This is a genomic window from Streptomyces sp. NPDC049915 (assembly GCF_040656475.1).
Classification (GTDB): Bacteria; Actinomycetota; Actinomycetes; order Streptomycetales; family Streptomycetaceae; genus Streptomyces.
The window spans coordinates 257,374-273,359 of sequence record NZ_JBFAMH010000006.1; the positions used below are offsets into that span (position 1 = coordinate 257,374).

Genomic DNA, 15,986 nt, shown 5'->3' on the forward strand with positions numbered 1-15,986 from the left:
CCTGTGCCGACAGCCCGGCCGCCTGGGGCGGCGACCGCCAGGCGCCCGTCACCCTAGCGTTCGAGGGAGCCGACATGTGTTCGGGGGAGTCCGTTGAACCGGTTCAAAGGGTTACCGAGCAGTAGGAGTTGGCCTGCGGTCTGCCGGGCCGGGTGGGGCTGCGGCCACGTTCACCAGCGGGAACCCATACCGTGCCGACGGGGCGTCATGCCGACTGCGCGCCGCCTCTGCGAGGATCGCATCGCGCTGTCAGGCCGTCGGGATGTCGGGCCGTCGCGGCGGGAAGGTGGAGATGTGGTGAGGGAGAGTTTGCAGGATCTGCCCATGTCGGCCGCGGAGTCGGACGGCTCCGTGATCGTGCGTGTGCTGAGTTACAACATCCGCTCGATGCGGGACGACGTCGCGGCCCTCGCTCGGGTGATCCGGGCCTGCCGGCCCGACGTCGTCTGCGTTCAGGAGGCACCGCGGTTCTTCCGCTGGCGCCAGGCCGCCGCCCGCCTCGCGCGTTCGTCCGGACTCGTGTACGTCTCCGGCGGCGCCACTGCCTCCGGTCCCATGATCCTCTCCTCGCTCCGCGCCCACGTGGAGCGCACCGAGGATGTCCTGCTGCCCCGCACTCCCGGCCTGCATCAGCGTGGCTTCGCGACGGCCGTGCTGCGGTTCGGCCGGGCCCGGCTCGGGGTGCTCAGCTGTCACCTGAGCATCGATGAGCAGGAGCGCTACGAGCAAGGCCGACTGCTCCTCGACCGGCTGACCGCCCTGGATGCGGCGTACGCCGTCGCCGCGGGCGATCTCAACGACCGGCCCGACGGCCGCACCTTCGGCCTCCTCGCGGACGCCTTGCAGGACGGCTGGGTGACGAAGCCGTGGGGGCGCGAGCACACCACCCGGCTGGGCGATCCGCTGCAGCGGATCGATGCGGTCTTCGTGACGCGGGGGGTTCAGGTGCTCGGGTGCGGGGTGCCGATGGGGCTTGCCGGCGTCGCGGAACGAGACCTCCGGGCAGCCACGGATCACCTACCGGTGCTGGCCGCTCTGCGCGTGCCCGCCGCGTAGCGGAGGGGCTCCGCCCGCACTCCGGTCCGCGACGGGGACTGATGGCGCCAGGGAAGCCTCCGCTCGCTCCCGTGGCTATGGGCGGTGCGGCTCCGGTCCCTCGGGAGCACGTCCCCCTGCCGAGATCCTGGCTTCGATGCCGTCGAGCAGGAAGTCGAGGCCGATCCGGAAGGTGTGGTCGGCGTCCAGGTGGGCGGCATCCCGCACCACCGTGGCCAGCGCGGGGAACCGGCCGGTGGCGAAGGTCCGCTCCAGATAGGGCCCGAGGGAGGCCTGCCAGCGCTTCTCGTCCATGCCGGTGGCCCGTTCGGCACGCCGCTCAGCGATCTCCCGGCGCACCGCGCCCATCACATACGCGTCGACCGCGGTGACCACCGGCATGACGGCGTCGACATCAAAGTCGCCCAGCGCAGCCACCACAGCCTCCCCCCTGGCCAGCGCGTGCGGCCCCAACTGCGGTCGCCCGCCGAGCAGATCGGCCAGCCACTCGTGCATGTGAACGGCCTGCCGGGTGGTTTCGGCCAGAGAGCGAAGCACCTCCCGCCAGCCGTTTCCGGCCGGCCGGATCTCCGCATGGACGGCGTCGACCATCAGGTCGAGCAACTCCTCCTTGCCGGCGATGTAGCTGTAGAGACGCATCGGCCCGACGCCCAGCGCGGCGGCGACTTTGCGCAGTGACACGGCCTCCAGGCCGTCCGCGTCGGCCAACCGGATCGCCGCTCGCACGATCAGCTCCCGGTTCAGCGGGGCCGGCACGGGTCGATTCGAAGGCTCCGGCCTCTCCCACACCAACATGCCGCTCACGATACATCGCATGGGGCGATACAGTGTATCGACCGATACGGTGTATCCAAGGGGAGGAACCATGACCATCGCCATCATCGGAGGCGGCTTAGGCGGCCTTGCGCTCGCCCGTGTGCTGCACGTGAACGGCATCGACGCCGTCGTCTACGAACGCGAACCGTCCCGCGGCGCGCGCGGTCAGGGCGGCATGCTCGACCTGCACTCCGGGACCGGGCAGCGGGCGCTGCGCGAGGCCGGCCTGATCGACCGGTTCCACGCGATCGCCCGTGGCGCAGGCCAGGATCTGCGGCTTCTCGAGCCGGACGGCACCCTCCTCTTCCAGGAGGACACGCCCGACGACGCTCCGCTCGAGCGACCCGAGGTCGACCGAGCCGACCTGCGGAACCTGCTGCTCGACTCCCTCCCCGCCCAGGCAGTGCGCTGGGGCCACGCGTTCGAAGGTGCCGACCACGGCCTGCTCCACTTCACCAACGGCAGCAGCGCGCCGTATGACCTGCTGGTCGGAGCCGACGGTGCGAACTCCAAGGTCCGTCCACTGCTCACCGACGCCCGCCCGGCGCACACCGGCCACAACATCGTCGAACTCGGCATTCCCGACGTCGACCACACCCACCCCGACCTCGCGGCAATGGTCGGACGAGGCAACTACTGGGTGCTCGGCAATGGCCAATCCCTGTCGGCGCAGCGCAACGGTGACGGCCGCGTACGCGTCTATCTCAGCTTCTACAACACCACCGAGGACTGGTTCACCACCAGCGGGATCCCTTTCGGCGACCCAGCCGCCGCGCGGGCACGGCTGATCGACCTCTTCACCGGCTGGCACTCACGGATCACCGCACTGATCGCCGCCTGCGACGACACGATCCTGCCGCGGCCGATCACAACACTCCCGGTCGGCCTGACCTGGCCGACCACACCAGGCGTCACGCTGCTCGGCGATGCCGCGCACCTGATGCCACCGGTCGGGCAGGGCGCCAACATGGCGCTGCTCGACGGCGCACTGCTCGGCCTCGCGCTGGCCGCGCACCCGGACGACTTTCCCGCCGCCGTCGAGAAGTACGAACGCGAGATGTTCGAACGCACCGGTGCCGCCGCCCGGCAGTCCGCGCAGATGCAGGAGATCCTGGCATCCCCGGACGCCAGCCAGAAGATGCTCGCATTCTTCCAACCTGGATGACTGCAGGCGGACACGACCAGGCGACCGGCCGTCGAGGAGGAGGAACGGCTTCGCCCGGGCGCCTCCACGGCACGCTTCAGCGCTGCCGGGCGGAGCGGTCGGTGGTGGCGGGGTACCGCTTCCCGCCCTCCGGTCAGCCGGTGGCGAGGAGTTCGAGCGTGTCGATCACGCGGTTCGAGAAGCCCCACTCGTTGTCGTACCAGGCGACCACCTTGATGTGGCGGCCGTCGACGCGGGTGAGGGCCGAGTCGAAGATCGACGAGGCGGGATTGCCGGTGATGTCGGACGACACGAGCGGGTCGTCGGAGTACTCGAGGATGCCGGCGAGCGGCCCCTCCGCCGCGGCGCGGTACGCCGCCAGCACGTCGTCGCGCGTCACGTCACGGGCGACGGCCGTGTTGAGTTCGACGATCGAGCCCACCGGCACCGGTACGCGGATCGAGTCGCCCGACAGCTTGCCGTCGAGGTTCGGCAGCACCAGGCCGATCGCCTTGGCGGCGCCGGTCGTGGTCGGCACGATGTTGACGCCGGCGGCCCGGGCGCGACGGGCGTCGCGGTGCGGACCGTCCTGCAGGTTCTGCTCCTGCGTGTAGGCGTGCACCGTCGTCATGAACCCGTGCTCGATGCCGGCGAGTTCGTCGAGAACCGCTGCCAGCGGGGCGAGCGCGTTGGTGGTGCAGGAGGCGTTCGAGACGATCGTGTGGACGGCCGGGTCGTAGGCGTCGGTGTTGACACCGAACGCGAGCGTGACGTCGGCGCCGTCCGACGGCGCGCTGACGAGGACCTTCTTCGCACCGGCGTCGAGGTGGGCGCGGGCAGCCTTGGCCGAGGTGAAGCGGCCGGTGGCTTCCAGGACGATGTCGACGCCGAGTTCGGCCCACGGCAGCTGTGCCGGTTCGCGCTCGGCCAGCACCGTGATCCGACGGCCGTCGACAACGAGCGCGTCCCCGTCGGCGGTCACCGGACGCCCGAGCCGGCCGGCCGTGCTGTCGAAGGCGAGCAGCCGGGCGAGCGTGGCGGGCTCCGTCAGGTCGTTGACGGCGACGATCTCGAGGGTGCTGTCGCGTTCGAGCAGTGCGCGCAGCACATTGCGTCCGATGCGGCCGAATCCATTGATGGCGATGCGAGTCATGAGTGATGTCCCTTCCCTTCCCCACCAGGCTCGCCCGCGGCTCGCGCCGGTGACAGTGGCGGAATCGCCATGGTTCAAAAGGATCTCGCCAAGGACGCTTCCCGCCAGGGGCCCTGCCACGAGGATCCCGCCATGGTGCTATTCGCCCCGGGTGAAGGTGCGCCGGTACTCGCTCGGTGTGGTGCCGAGGATGCGCTGGAAGTGCAGGCGCAGGTTCGCGCCAGTGCCGAGGCCGACGTCGGCGGCGATCTGTTCGACACTGCGCTCCGACCGCTCGAGCAGCTCGCGGGCCAGGTCGATGCGGGCGCGCATGACCCACTGCATCGGCGTGTAGCCGGTCTCCTCGACGAAGCGCCGGGAGAACGTGCGCGGCGAGACCTCGGCCTGCCGCGCCAGTATGTCGAGGGTGAGGGGCTCGCCGAGCCGGTGCAGCGCCCACTCGCGGGTGGCGGCGAAGCGCTCGCCGAGCGGCTCGGGGACGCTGCGCGGCACGTACTGGGCCTGTCCGCCGCTGCGGTAGGGGGCCGCGACGAGGCGGCGGGCCGCGTGGTTGGACGCGGCCACCCCGAGGTCGCCGCGCAGGATGTGCAGGCACAGGTCGATGCCGGAGGCGGCGCCGGCCGAGGTGAGCACGCTGCCCTCGTCGACGAACAGCACGTTCTCGTCGACCTGGACGAGCGGATGCCTGACCATGAGTTGCCGCGTGTAGTGCCAGTGCGTCGTGGCGCGTTTGCCGTCGAGCAGGCCCGTGGCGGCGAGCGCGAAGGCGCCCGTCGAGATGGCGGCGAGCCGCGCGCCCCGGGCGTGGGCGGCGATCAGTGCGTCGACGACGGCCTGCGGCGGGTCGTCGCGGTCCGGGAACCGGTAGCCGGGGACGAAGACGATGTCGGCCCACACAAGCGCGTCGAGGCCGTGGGCGACGTAGTACGACAGGCCGTCGCCGCCGGTCACGAGACCGGGTGTCGCACCGCACACCCGCACCTCGTACGGCATGCTCGCGCGGGTCGTGAACACCTGCGCGGGAATTCCGACGTCGAGCGGCTTCGCACCCTCGAGCACAAGGACGGCGACGCGATGCAGGCGGGAGGCTGGCATGGGAAAGAGGCTACGTGCGGCGCCGGCGTCCGCGCCGCTCTCCCGTCACCACCCCGTCCACAGCAGGTGGTTGAGCAGCAGTGCGAGCACCGCTTGAGCGGCGAGCCAGGCCCGTGGGGAAGGCAGGAGCGCGCCCGTCGGCAGGAGCCATACCGCGAACGGCAACCAGATACGCTCCGTCTCCGCCTTGCTCATGCCGGACAGGTCGGCGGCGAGGAGGGCGAGCAGGGCGGCGGTCACGAGCAGCGCCAGCCGCAGCTGCGGCGACCGGTCCGGGCCGGCCCCGGCGGGACGCAGAAGCCCGCGCTCGCCGATCACCACCGCGCCCGCCCGGCGCAGCCCCGCCACGGTCGCCATCCCGACGACCAGGACGGTGCAGGCCAGGTTCGCCCACACCCAGTAGCCGTAGGGACGCACGCCCCCCGCACCCTGGTAGTAGCGCTCGACCAGCAACCGGTACGCCTCCCACCAGTGGAACCCGGCGAGAGAGAACAACAGCGGCACGATCGCGAAACCGGCGAGCGAGAAGGCGAGCCCGTGCAGCAGCCGGCGGGCAGGCGGCCGCGCGAGCAGCACCACGGCAGCTCCGACCAGCGCGATCAGCGTCAGCCCGTACGACAGGTAGCAGGTCAGCCCGAACAGCAGTCCCGCCCCGAACGCCGCCGGCCTGGACCGCCGGGTCACCGCCACCGCGAGGAGCGCCACCGACCAGGCGGCGACGGCGGCGAAATAGGCGTCCGGGGACGTGCCCATCCACACCGCCGCCGGGGCGAGCACCACGAACGGTGCCGCGCGCCGGGCCGTCGTCTCCCCGGCCAGCAGGCGCACCGTCACCAGCACCGCCACGCACGCCGTGGCGCCGAGCGTGATGCACCAGGCCCCGGCCCAGCCGCCGCCGCGAAGGCCTGCCCGGTCCAGCAGCACGAAGGTGAGCGTCGCGGCCGGCGGATGCCCGGCCACATGGGCGGGCCAGTTGCCGGGGGAGTGCAGCAGGATGTGGTGGGTGAAGTCGCGCAGGGCGGCCGGGATGTCGTGGAAGCGGTCGACGACCTGGAGGTATTCGTAGCGGGTGGTGAGCCGGTCGACGACACCCCGGCGCCAGCCGTCGATCAGGGCCAGCGACCAGATCCAGGCCAGCGCCGAGGCCCAGACCGCGAAGAGCAGCGCCCGCCAGGGCAGCCGGGCCGCCGCCACCGGGCCGTACCCGACGACCAGGACCGCCACCGTCAGGGCGGCCGGAGTGCCCGGACCGGTGTGCGGGCCCCAGAACCCCACGAGCGGCGGCCAGTCGACGAACAGGATGTGCGGGAAGTCCCGGATGCTGCGGCCGACGAGCACCGCCGCCGCGACGAGCAGGGCGGCGGCAGCGGTGGCGCACAGGTCGCGCAGGAAGGCTCGGTTCACACCGGCACGCTAGGGCGAACGGCTCTCCGGCAGGTGCCCCGACGGCACGACGTCAGCATTTCGTCATGGGTCGCAGCCCGGCCGTCACCCCGATCGCGGCCTACGGTCGGCACATGCGCGAACAACAGCTTCCCACTTCCCCCGGTTTCTGGCGCAGCCCGCTGCGCGGACCGTGGTTCACCTCGGTGCTCGGTCTGGTGCTGCTCGTCGGTATCACCGTGCTGTTCGTGACCGGACTGGTGTCCTACGCCGCCTACAACCCGGGGCTGTCCCCGGTGAACGACAAGACGCCCGGCAAGGGCATCCTGGGCTTCTACCTCTTCGCCTGGCCGACGAACCCGGTGTGGCTGTACCGGCTCACCCAGGGTGTGCACGTCACGCTCGGCATCACTCTGATTCCGGTGCTGCTGGCGAAGCTGTGGTCGGTGGTGCCCAAGCTGTTCGCGCTGCCGCCGGCGCGGTCGCTGGCGCACGCTCTGGAACGCGTCTCCTTGCTGCTGCTGGTCGGGGGAGCGCTGTTCGAGTTCACCACCGGCGTGCTCAACGTCCAGCTCGACTACATCTTCCCCGGCTCCTTCTACCCGCTGCACTTCTACGGCGCCTGGGTCTTCTTCGCCGCGTTCGTCGTGCACGCGGCGCTGCGGGTGCCCGCGGCGGTGCGCAACGTAAGGAGGCGGGCGTCGGACCAGCCGGAGGGTGCGATGGGCGCGGACCTCGTCTCACCGCGCCCCGATCCGCCCAGCGTGTCCCGCCGCGGCGCGCTGTGGCTGGTCGGCGGCGGTTCGCTGCTGCTGTTCGCCACCAGCGTCGGCCGCAGCTTCGACGGGCCGCTGCGGCGCACCGCACTGCTCTCTCCACACGGCTGGGAGGATCCGGGCGGCGGGCCGGGCGGCTTCCAGATCAACAAGACCGCCGCGTACGCCGGCATCCGTGCCGTGGAGACCGGGGACGAGGCGTGGCAGCTGGCCGTTACCGGCCGCACCGGAACCGTCCGCCTCACCCGCGGCGATCTGCTGAGCCTGCCGCAGCACAGCGCCGCGCTGCCGATCGCGTGCGTGGAGGGCTGGTCGACGTCGAACCAGTGGTGGCGCGGAGTGCGGCTGCGCGACCTCGCCGCTCTCGTCGGACATGACGACCCGGCCGACGTGCTCGTCGAGTCGCTGCAGCGGCACGGCGCGTTCCGCCGGGCCGCGCTGAGCGCCGACCAGGTCGCCGACGTACGCAGTCTGCTCGCGCTGTCCGTCAACGGCGAGGCCCTCACCCTTGATCACGGCTATCCGGCCCGCGTCATCGTCCCCGCCGCCCCCGGCGTGCTGAACACCAAGTGGGTGGCCCGTCTGACCTTCGGAGCCCTGTGATGCGCCACCGGATCCCCCACGGCAGCCACCGGATCCCCCTCGGCAGCCCGCTCCAGCTGCTGCTTCTGGCCTGTTCGTTCGCGCTCGCCGGGTACGCCGGGGTGCGGTTGCTGGCGGGCGACTGGTTCGGCGTCGCGCTGTGGTTCGTCGGCGCGGCGCTGCTGCACGACCTGGTGCTGCTGCCGCTGTACGCCGCCTTGGACCGCGCCCTGCTGCGGGCGTGCGGCGCGGTCGGCGGCCGCGCGTGGGCGCTCTACGTACGCGTGCCGGCCGTGCTGTCCGGCTTGCTGCTGCTCGTGTGGTTCCCGCTGATCAGCGGCCGGGTGGCCCAACCCTACGAGCGGGGCGCCGGGCTGTCGACGGACGGCTTCCTGACCCGCTGGCTGCTGATCAGCGCCGCCCTCTTCGGTGGTTCCGCCGTGCTGTTGGTGTGGCGGTTGCGCAGGGCGACGAAGCACCGGCCGCCCGCCGTCCACTGAGCGACGGTCCGCCAGCCCGCGTGCCGGGCGTGACGCACCAGCGCCGGCGTGCCCAGGCGCGCCCACGGAAACGGGCTCCCGGCCGCACCGCCCGCACCGGTGAGGCGGACCGTGGCCCTTTCGTCGACGTCGACCGGCGCGGTCTCGACCAGCACCAGGCCGCGGGGCACGAGCACGCGGGCCAGCCGGCCGAGCAGGGCGGAGGGATCGCCGCCGATGCCGATATTGCCGTCCAGCAGCAACGCCGTGCCCCAGTGGCCCTCGTCCGGCAACGGCGCGAACACCGAGCCAGGCAGCGCGGCGGCCCTCCGATGCGATGACTCCCAGCCTCCGCCGGACCGCGGGGCGAAGGCTTTGCCGAGCGGTAGCACCTGGGGTTCGCCCTTCGGCGGGGCGAAGGAGTCACCGCGCCGTGACCGGCGGGGCCGGATGTGCGGTGCTGCCGAGGCTGCTCCGGGTGATGGCTCCGCGGCCTTCCCGGACAGTCCGGATGGTGGCTTTGCGGCCTTCCCGGACAGTAGGGGGTCCAGCCGCCGCCGGGTGTGTGCCACGGCTGCCTCGCTGACGTCGAGGCCGAGCACCTGCCGCCCCCGTGCCGCGAGCGCGGCGACCAGCCGGCCCGGCCCGCAGCCGACATCGAGGACGGTGCCCTCGCAGCGGTCCAGGACGTCGAGGTCCACTGCGTCGGCGTCGGCACACCACCGCTCCACCTCCAGCGGAAGCAGCCATCCGTCGGGCCGCTGCAGAAACAGCGGCCCGCGCCCGGCACGCAGGACGCCGGCGTACGTCTCGTCCCCGGCCCAGGCCGGCAGGCCGCATGCCCCGTACTCACCGGCCGGGACGCGGCGGGCCGGCGGCGGAGCCTCGTACGTGGCGCTCACCGGGCGCGGCTCCCGGTGAGGCGGGCCAGTTGCGCGGCGAAGCGGCCATGGGGTGCCTGCGCGGCGACCGCAGCCGCGTCATCGGCCGTGTCGACATCCCGCAGCCGCGGCATGTCGCGCACGCGCAGTCCCGCGGCGACCAGACGCCGGCGCTGCACGGCCCCGGTCGTGGGAGTCGACATGGGCACGCCGCGCACCAGCCGGGGATCCGGCGAGGCCAGGCCGAGGGCCCAGAAGCCGCCGTCCTCGGCCGGGCCGAACCACGCGTCACAACCCGTGAAGTCCACATCGAGCAGCCGTGGTGTCACCTGGGGAGTGTCCATGCCGATGAGCAGTGCCGGGCCGTCACAGCCGGCGAAGACGTCGGCGAGCCGCTCGTCCAGCCCGCCGGCGCACTGCGGTACGACGTCGAAACCGGGCGGCAGCCACGGCCCGGGGCTGCCGTCCAGGACGAGAAGCCGCCGGGCGGCGGGTGCCGCGGCGACGGCGGCCAGAGTATCCGCGAGCGCGGCCTCGGCGAGGGCGGCCGCCTGGTGCGGTGTGAACGGCGGTGTGAGCCGCGTCTTGACGCGGCCGGGCCGGGGTTCCTTGGCGATGACGAGCAGTGTGGTCACTGTGGCCGTCCTCCGTCCGCGACCGGCTCTGCCAGTGTCCGGCTCATGTCCCGGACGGCCTGCCAGGTGCCGCGCCAGGTGCCGGTCACCTTGGAGGCGCCGGTGCGCGGCAGGTAGAGCACGTCGTGCTCGGTGATGCGCCAGCCGGCGTCGGCGGCCCGCACGACCATCTGCAGGGGGTAACCGCTGCGCCGGTCCGTCAGGCCGAGAGAGAGCAGCGACTCGCGGCGGGCGGCCCGCAGCGGGCCGAGGTCGCGCAGCCGCAGCCCGGTGCGCCGGCGCAGCAGCAGGGCGAGGGCGAGGTTGCCGGCGCGGGCGTGCGCCGGCCATGCGCCCCGGCCCTGTGGCCGGCGCCGGCCGAGGACCAGATCCGCCGTGCCGGAGCGGACCTCGTCGACGAACGGCACCAGCAGCGCCGGGTCGAGCGAGCCGTCGCAGTCGCAGAAGCAGACGATGTCGGCGCTCGCCGCGGTCAGTCCCGCATGGCAGGCGGCTCCGAACCCGCGGCGCGGTTCGCGCACCACGGTGGCGCCGAGCTCCCGGGCCAGCTCGGCGGAGCCGTCGCTGGAGCCGTTGTCCACGACGAGGGCCCGCCAGCCGTGCGGGATACGGGCCAGAACCCAGGGGAGCGCCTCGGCTTCATCGAGGCAAGGCAGGATCACGTCCACGCCAGAAAGAGGGGGAGAGGTCGTCACGGCACTCACCCTACGGACGCAAAACCGGCATTCCGGGCCACGGCACCTTACGAAACACGGACGTCGGCCCTGACCGAGGCTCCGCACGCCGCACCGGCGCGGGGGTGGTGCGAGGCTGGAGCCATGCAGCAGCCGCATCCCTTCGCGCAGTCCCCAGCCGCCGACCGGGCGCCCGCCTCCGTCCGGGTCCTCGTCGTCGACGACGACCCCACCGTCGCCGAGGTCGTGGCCGGCTATCTGGCCCGCGCCGGATGCACCGTGGACCGCGCGGAGGACGGGCCCACCGCGCTGGAGCAGGCCGCCCGCAACCGTCCCGACCTGGTGGTGCTCGACCTGATGCTGCCCGGCATGGACGGCCTGGACGTGTGCCGCCGCATACGGGAGAGCGCACCCGTCCCCGTGATCATGCTCACCGCACGCGGCGACGAGGACGACCGCATCCTCGGCCTCGAGGTGGGCGCCGACGACTACGTCACCAAGCCGTTCAGCCCCCGCGAACTGGTCCTGCGGGTGCAGTCGGTGCTGCGCCGCACCCGGCCCGGACCCGCGACGCAGCCGCTGGCCGCGGGCGGCCTCACCCTCGACCCGGCCTCCCGCCGCGTCACCCGCAACGGCGTCGAACTCGCCCTGACGCTGCGCGAGTTCGACCTGCTCGCCTTCTTCCTCCAGCACCCTGGCCGCGCCTGCAGCCGCGAGGACCTCATGCGCGAGGTGTGGGGGTGGGACTTCGGTGACCTGTCCACCGTCACCGTGCACGTGCGGAGGCTGCGCGCCAAGGTCGAGGACGACCCGGCCCGCCCGCGTCTGATCCAGACGGTGTGGGGCGTCGGCTACCGGTTCGACCTGGCCGCCGGCAAGGAGGGATGACATGAGCGACGTCGTATTGATCGCCCTGTATGCCTTCTGCGGCGCCGCCGCCACCGGCCTGGTAGGCGCGGGTGTCCTGCGGCTGATCCGCCGGCGTTCCCTCACCGCCTCGCTGACCGTGGTCGCGGCGGTGGCCGTGGGCGCGATGCTGGCCGGCACCCTGGCGGTGGCGCAGGCGATGTTCCTGTCCGCGCACGACCTGAGCGTCGTCACCACCGTCGTCGCGATGGCCGCCGTCGTGTCCCTGGCGACCGCGTTGCTGCTGGGCCGCTGGGTGGTGGCCCGCAGCCGTGAACTCGCCCTGGCCGCCCGCTCCTTCGGCGAGGGCGGCTCCTTCGCCGCGCCCGACGGTCCGACGACGGCCGAACTGAACGAGCTGAGCCGGGAGCTGGCGGCCACCAGCGCCCGGCTCGCGGAGTCCCGGGAGCGCGAGCGCGCCCTGGAGGCCTCCCGCCGCGAGCTGGTCGCGTGGATCTCACACGATCTGCGGACCCCACTGGCCGGCCTGCGCGCCATGGCGGAGGCTCTGGAGGACGGGGTGGCCGCCGATCCCGACCGCTATCTGCGGCAGATCCGCACCGAGGTGGAACGCCTCAACGACATGGTCGGCGACCTGTTCGAGCTGTCTCGCATCCACGCCGGCACGCTCGCCCTGACCCGCTCCCGCATCTCCCTGTACGACCTGGTCAGCGACGCCCTCGCCGGGGCCGGCCCGCTGGCCCGCGAGCACGGCGTACGGCTGGTGGGCGACCGCGTCGAGCCGGTGCCCGTGGAAGTGGACGGCAAGGAGATGAACCGGGTGCTGGGCAATCTGCTGATCAACGCGATCCGCCGCACCCCGGCCGACGGTACCGTGGCGGTCGCCGCCGAACGCGCACCGGACGGCGTGGTGCTGTCCGTGACGGATGGCTGCGGGGGCATCGCCATGGAGGATCTGCCGAGGGTGTTCGACACCGGCTGGCGCGGCTCCGACGCGCGCACTCCGCCGGCCGGCGCGGGCCTGGGCCTGGCGATCGTCCGCGGCATCGTCGAGGCCCACCAGGGCCGGGCCGCGGTACGCAACGTCGCGGGCGGCTGCCGCTTCGAGGTCGTCCTTCCGGTCGCCGAGGCCTGACACCTCGCGCCGTCGTCCTTCCGGCCGCCGGGGCGAACCGGTTCACGCCCCGGCGGCGAACTCCCGCATTCCCTCTTCGAATGCCACCCGCGGCCGCCAGCCCAGCTCCGCCCGCAGCCGCGAGGAGTCCGCCGTGATGTGGCGGACGTCGCCCAGCCGGTACTCGCCGGTCACCACAGGCTGCGGTCCCCCGTGCGCGGAGGCGAGCGCACACGCCAACTCGCCCACGGTGCGCGGCTCGCCGCTGCCCGTGTTGTACGCCGTCAGCGTGCCCTCGGCCGAACCGGCCTCCAGGGCTGCCACATTGGCCGCGGCCACGTCCCGCACATGGACGAAATCCCGCCGCTGACCCCCGTCCTCGTACACCCGGGGTGCCTCGCCTCGGGCGAGCGAGGAGCGGAAGAAGGACGCGACCCCGGCGTACGGAGTGTCCCGTGGCATCCGCGGACCGTACACATTGTGATACCGCAGCGCGACCACGCCGGCACCCGTGGACCGGGCCCAGGCGGCCGCCAGGTGCTCCTGGGTCAGTTTGGTCGCCGCATAGACGTTGCGCGGATCGGCGGGGGCGTCCTCACCGACCAGGCCGGGCACGAGGTCCCCGCCGCACTCCGGGCACCGCGGCTCGAACCGGCCCGCCGCGAGGTCCGGGACGGCCCGGGGTCCCGGTCTGACCGCACCGTGCGAAGGACACGCGTACCGTCCCTCCCCGTAGACGACCATCGACCCGGCCAGCACCAGGTGCCGCACCTCGGCCCGGGCCATCGCCGCGAGCAGTACGGCGGTTCCCAGATCATTGTGGGAGACATAGTCCGGGGCGTCCTCGAAGCCGGTGCCGAGACCGACCATCGCGGCCTGATGGCATACGGCGTCGACTCCCACCAGCGCCCGCCCGACCGCCTCGGCATCGCGCACGTCCGCGGTCGGATCCACGCGCACGTCGAAGACCACGGCCTTGTGGCCGCGCTCGGTCAGTGCCTCGACGACATGGGAACCGATGAAGCCGGCACCGCCGGTAACCAGTACACGCATGAACGCAGACTAGGTCCGGGTCGGCCCTGCCCAGAGGTCATGGGTGGGCACGTCACGATTCCGTAAGGGGAGGAGCAACCACCGCGCCCGCTCGCGCGTTCGACTGCCTGTCGAGAAGCCGATCGCCTGGGACGAGCCCGAGCTCGTCGGCGACGGCCGAACCAGCTAGGTCGTCACCGGTTCGAGCCGCAGTCGCCGGGTCGGCCAGGGCGGTGGCTCCGCCGGGCCGAACCAGACCCGGACGTCTTCCCCGGTGCGGACCGGCAGTTGGGGATAGTCGTTCTCGGCGTGCTCGGTGCGGTGCAGCGCGTGGCGCGGGGCCAGGTGCCGGGCGGCGTACGCGTCGAAGCCGGGCGCCCCGGTCGGGTGGCAGACGGTCGCGAGTACCTCACGGGTGCCGGGCGCAGGTGTGAAGCCCGGGCCGCGCAGCAGCAGGACGTCGTCGCTGTCGGTCATGGTGGCGTTGGCCGCGTCGCGGTGTTCCCGCCAGACGGGGCCGGAGTAGAAGGACTGCAGCGACCGCCGGCGGCGCGCCATGTCGGGGAACGAGCGCAGCCAGACGAACCGGTTCGGGTCGTCCAGGTCGCGGAACCGGCCGCCGACGGTGATGCCGACCGCCTGCTGAGCGGTCACGAACTCGCGCTCGAACAGCGCGATCAGCGTTTCCCGGGCTCCGGGACGCAGCGTGTACTGCCGCAGTTCCACGATGCTCATGCGCCGGCCTGCCCGGTGCGGGTGAGGCCCATGGTCCAGTTGTGCTCCCACGTGCGGCCCTCGTCGGCGGAGAACTCCTGCTCCCAGCGGGCGTTGTCCGGACCGAGGCGGTACCAGGTGAAGTGCACCCGGATCGGGCGCCCGCCGTAGGTGTCGTCACCGTAGAAGTCACCGCGGTCGCGGGTGAAGCCACCGACCACGGGCGGGTCCAGTCGGCCCGTGCGGCTGTCGGACCAGTGGATCGACCAGCGCCCCGTCTCGCGGTCGAGCAGCCGCAGGCTCACCCCCTGACGGCCGAGCGTCGGGAAGGTGATCTCGTCGATGTTGCCGGCGCCCCCGAACAGCGGTCGGACCACCGCATGCCCGGGGAACTCCACCCAGGTTCCGGATCCGGGTTCGAGCGGTGCGGCCAGACGGCGGTTGGCCACGTCCCAGGAGCCGTGCAGGAAGTCGAAATCGTTCATGCGCCGCAGAGTAGGGACGGTCCCCTGACATCCAGTGTCAGTGAAGGTGGATACTGGTCGGCATGCGCGCGAGCCGGCTGGTCACCCTGCTCCTGCTGCTGCAGAACCGGGGCCGGATGACGGCCCAGCAGCTTGCCGAGGAGCTGGAGGTCTCCGTCCGTACGGTCTACCGGGACGTCGAGGCGCTCGGCGCCGCCGGCATCCCGCTGTACGGCGCCGCCGGACACGCGGGCGGCTACCGGCTGGTCGACGGCTACCGGACCCGGCTCACCGGACTGACCGCCAACGAGGCGCAGGCGGCGTTCCTCGCCGCGCTCCCCGGCGCCGCCGCCGACCTCGGCCTCGGCGAGGCGCTCGCCACCGCCCAGCTCAAGCTGCGAGCCGCCCTTCCGGCACAGCTGCGCGAGCAGGCCGGGCGGATAAGGGAACGCTTCCTGCTCGACGCCCCGGGTTGGTACAGCGACGCCGACCGCACGCCCCACCTGGCCCAGGTCGCCGCCGCGGTGTGGGAGGGGCGGGCGACGGTGCTGCGCTACCGCCGCTGGCGTGCGCCGGAGGAGATCGAGCGGAGGGTCGAGCCGTACGGGCTCGTACTGAAGGCGGGCCGCTGGTACCTGGTCGCGGGCGGGCCGTCCGGGATCCGCACCTACCGGGTCGATCAGATCCTCGGCCTTCGGCCGCTGGAGGAATTCGCCGTTCCGGACGGGTTCGACCTGGCCACGTACTGGAACGGCTATGTGGCCGACTTCCGGGCCCGGCTGCAGACCGGGGAAGCCCTGGTGCGGCTCACCCCGGAGGGTGCCCGCCGTCTCGGAGTGACGCCCGCCAGCGAGGGATGGACGGAAGCCCGGGTTCCGATCGAGTTGATCGACCACGCCCACGGGGAGTTCCTGCGGCTGGGCACGGACATCGAGGTCGTGGCACCGGCCGAACTCCGCGATCGCATAGCGGCGACCGTACGGACCTTGGCCGCCCGTTACGGGGACTGACCGACCTCGGGCGCAAGGGCCGAAGCCGGCTGCCGACGGCGCCGTCCTCCTGCGGTTGCGTGCCGCTCCAGCAGGCCCGGGATCTCTGCGGGGACGACCCCGGGAGGCTCG

The 15,986-nt window shown here is 72.7% G+C and carries 16 protein-coding genes; 6 read left to right on the plus strand and 10 right to left on the minus strand.

Annotated elements, in window-relative coordinates; all coding sequences use genetic code 11:
* The first annotated feature begins 324 nt into the window (after positions 1–324).
* On the plus strand, positions 325–1,056 hold the full coding sequence (locus AB0J12_RS13335) for an endonuclease/exonuclease/phosphatase family protein (RefSeq protein ID WP_363264576.1): 732 nt from the start codon (positions 325–327) through the stop codon (positions 1,054–1,056).
* Positions 1,057–1,131: 75 nt separating this feature from the next.
* Here the strand turns inward: AB0J12_RS13335 and AB0J12_RS13340 are convergent, their stop codons facing one another.
* Complete coding sequence (locus tag AB0J12_RS13340; protein ID WP_363264577.1) at positions 1,132–1,851, minus strand: TetR/AcrR family transcriptional regulator; 720 nt, start codon at positions 1,849–1,851, stop codon at positions 1,132–1,134.
* A 70-nt stretch (positions 1,852–1,921) separates the two neighbouring features.
* Here AB0J12_RS13340 and AB0J12_RS13345 point away from each other — a divergent pair, with 70 nt between their 5' ends.
* Positions 1,922–3,037, plus strand: a complete 1,116-nt coding sequence (locus AB0J12_RS13345; RefSeq protein WP_363264402.1) for an FAD-dependent monooxygenase — start codon at positions 1,922–1,924, stop codon at positions 3,035–3,037.
* Between the two features lie 133 nt (positions 3,038–3,170).
* On the opposite strand, the gene gap is transcribed toward AB0J12_RS13345, so the two are convergent.
* The 3 genes from gap to AB0J12_RS13360 form a co-directional block, all read right to left on the minus strand.
* On the minus strand, positions 3,171–4,169 hold the full coding sequence (gene gap / locus AB0J12_RS13350; RefSeq protein WP_363264403.1) for a type I glyceraldehyde-3-phosphate dehydrogenase: 999 nt from the start codon (positions 4,167–4,169) through the stop codon (positions 3,171–3,173).
* 138 nt (positions 4,170–4,307) lie between these two features.
* The gene (locus AB0J12_RS13355; protein ID WP_363264404.1) at positions 4,308–5,264 is read right to left on the minus strand and encodes a helix-turn-helix domain-containing protein; all 957 of its coding nucleotides are present in this window, start codon (positions 5,262–5,264) and stop codon (positions 4,308–4,310) included.
* A 45-nt stretch (positions 5,265–5,309) separates the two neighbouring features.
* Positions 5,310–6,668, minus strand: coding sequence for a hypothetical protein (locus AB0J12_RS13360; protein WP_363264405.1), 1,359 nt, complete (start codon positions 6,666–6,668; stop codon positions 5,310–5,312).
* Positions 6,669–6,781: 113 nt separating this feature from the next.
* Here AB0J12_RS13360 and AB0J12_RS13365 point away from each other — a divergent pair, with 113 nt between their 5' ends.
* The gene (locus AB0J12_RS13365) at positions 6,782–8,026 is read left to right on the plus strand and encodes a molybdopterin-dependent oxidoreductase (protein WP_363264406.1); all 1,245 of its coding nucleotides are present in this window, start codon (positions 6,782–6,784) and stop codon (positions 8,024–8,026) included.
* 334 nt (positions 8,027–8,360) lie between these two features.
* On the opposite strand, the gene AB0J12_RS13370 is transcribed toward AB0J12_RS13365, so the two are convergent.
* The 3 genes from AB0J12_RS13370 to AB0J12_RS13380 all read right to left on the minus strand — a co-directional run bounded on the left by AB0J12_RS13370 (position 8,361) and on the right by AB0J12_RS13380 (position 10,704).
* Complete coding sequence (locus AB0J12_RS13370) at positions 8,361–9,317, minus strand: methyltransferase domain-containing protein (protein ID WP_363264578.1); 957 nt, start codon at positions 9,315–9,317, stop codon at positions 8,361–8,363.
* Positions 9,318–9,382: 65 nt separating this feature from the next.
* Positions 9,383–10,000 carry a DUF2064 domain-containing protein gene (locus tag AB0J12_RS13375; protein WP_363264407.1) on the minus strand — a complete coding sequence of 206 codons (618 nt, stop codon included), beginning with the start codon at positions 9,998–10,000 and terminating at the stop codon, positions 9,383–9,385.
* Positions 9,997–10,704, minus strand: coding sequence for a glycosyltransferase family 2 protein (locus AB0J12_RS13380; protein WP_363264408.1), 708 nt, complete (start codon positions 10,702–10,704; stop codon positions 9,997–9,999). Before AB0J12_RS13380 ends, AB0J12_RS13375 begins: the two co-directional genes overlap by 4 nt.
* Positions 10,705–10,818: 114 nt before the next feature.
* On the opposite strand from AB0J12_RS13380, the gene AB0J12_RS13385 reads away from it, so the two are divergent.
* Positions 10,819–11,562, plus strand: a complete 744-nt coding sequence (locus tag AB0J12_RS13385) for a response regulator transcription factor (protein WP_363264409.1) — start codon at positions 10,819–10,821, stop codon at positions 11,560–11,562.
* 1 nt (position 11,563) lies between these two features.
* Complete coding sequence (locus AB0J12_RS13390; RefSeq protein WP_363264410.1) at positions 11,564–12,676, plus strand: HAMP domain-containing sensor histidine kinase; 1,113 nt, start codon at positions 11,564–11,566, stop codon at positions 12,674–12,676.
* A gap of 42 nt (positions 12,677–12,718) precedes the next feature.
* Here the strand turns inward: AB0J12_RS13390 and AB0J12_RS13395 are convergent, their stop codons facing one another.
* From AB0J12_RS13395 to AB0J12_RS13405, 3 genes are all read right to left on the minus strand, one after another.
* Entirely contained in the window at positions 12,719–13,708 is a 990-nt protein-coding gene (locus tag AB0J12_RS13395) for an NAD-dependent epimerase/dehydratase family protein (protein WP_363264411.1), read from the minus strand.
* A gap of 165 nt (positions 13,709–13,873) precedes the next feature.
* Entirely contained in the window at positions 13,874–14,422 is a 549-nt protein-coding gene (locus tag AB0J12_RS13400) for an NIPSNAP family protein (RefSeq protein ID WP_363264412.1), read from the minus strand.
* The gene (locus AB0J12_RS13405) at positions 14,419–14,886 is read right to left on the minus strand and encodes a hypothetical protein (protein ID WP_363264413.1); all 468 of its coding nucleotides are present in this window, start codon (positions 14,884–14,886) and stop codon (positions 14,419–14,421) included. The genes AB0J12_RS13400 and AB0J12_RS13405 overlap by 4 nt, the downstream gene beginning before the upstream one ends.
* A 62-nt stretch (positions 14,887–14,948) precedes the next feature.
* Here AB0J12_RS13405 and AB0J12_RS13410 point away from each other — a divergent pair, with 62 nt between their 5' ends.
* Positions 14,949–15,875 carry a YafY family protein gene (locus AB0J12_RS13410; RefSeq protein ID WP_363264414.1) on the plus strand — a complete coding sequence of 309 codons (927 nt, stop codon included), beginning with the start codon at positions 14,949–14,951 and terminating at the stop codon, positions 15,873–15,875.
* The last annotated feature ends 111 nt before the right edge of the window (positions 15,876–15,986 follow it).

Coding starts and splice junctions, on each gene's coding strand:
- AB0J12_RS13335 (WP_363264576.1), top strand. CDS start 325: ATGTCGGCCGCGGAGTCGGACGGCTCCGTGATCGTGCGTGTGCTGAGT.
- AB0J12_RS13340 (WP_363264577.1), bottom strand. CDS start 1,851: ATGTTGGTGTGGGAGAGGCCGGAGCCTTCGAATCGACCCGTGCCGGCC.
- AB0J12_RS13345 (WP_363264402.1), top strand. CDS start 1,922: ATGACCATCGCCATCATCGGAGGCGGCTTAGGCGGCCTTGCGCTCGCC.
- gap (WP_363264403.1), bottom strand. CDS start 4,169: ATGACTCGCATCGCCATCAATGGATTCGGCCGCATCGGACGCAATGTG.
- AB0J12_RS13355 (WP_363264404.1), bottom strand. CDS start 5,264: ATGCCAGCCTCCCGCCTGCATCGCGTCGCCGTCCTTGTGCTCGAGGGT.
- AB0J12_RS13365 (WP_363264406.1), top strand. CDS start 6,782: ATGCGCGAACAACAGCTTCCCACTTCCCCCGGTTTCTGGCGCAGCCCG.
- AB0J12_RS13385 (WP_363264409.1), top strand. CDS start 10,819: ATGCAGCAGCCGCATCCCTTCGCGCAGTCCCCAGCCGCCGACCGGGCG.
- AB0J12_RS13390 (WP_363264410.1), top strand. CDS start 11,564: ATGAGCGACGTCGTATTGATCGCCCTGTATGCCTTCTGCGGCGCCGCC.
- AB0J12_RS13395 (WP_363264411.1), bottom strand. CDS start 13,708: ATGCGTGTACTGGTTACCGGCGGTGCCGGCTTCATCGGTTCCCATGTC.
- AB0J12_RS13400 (WP_363264412.1), bottom strand. CDS start 14,422: ATGAGCATCGTGGAACTGCGGCAGTACACGCTGCGTCCCGGAGCCCGG.
- AB0J12_RS13405 (WP_363264413.1), bottom strand. CDS start 14,886: ATGAACGATTTCGACTTCCTGCACGGCTCCTGGGACGTGGCCAACCGC.
- AB0J12_RS13410 (WP_363264414.1), top strand. CDS start 14,949: ATGCGCGCGAGCCGGCTGGTCACCCTGCTCCTGCTGCTGCAGAACCGG.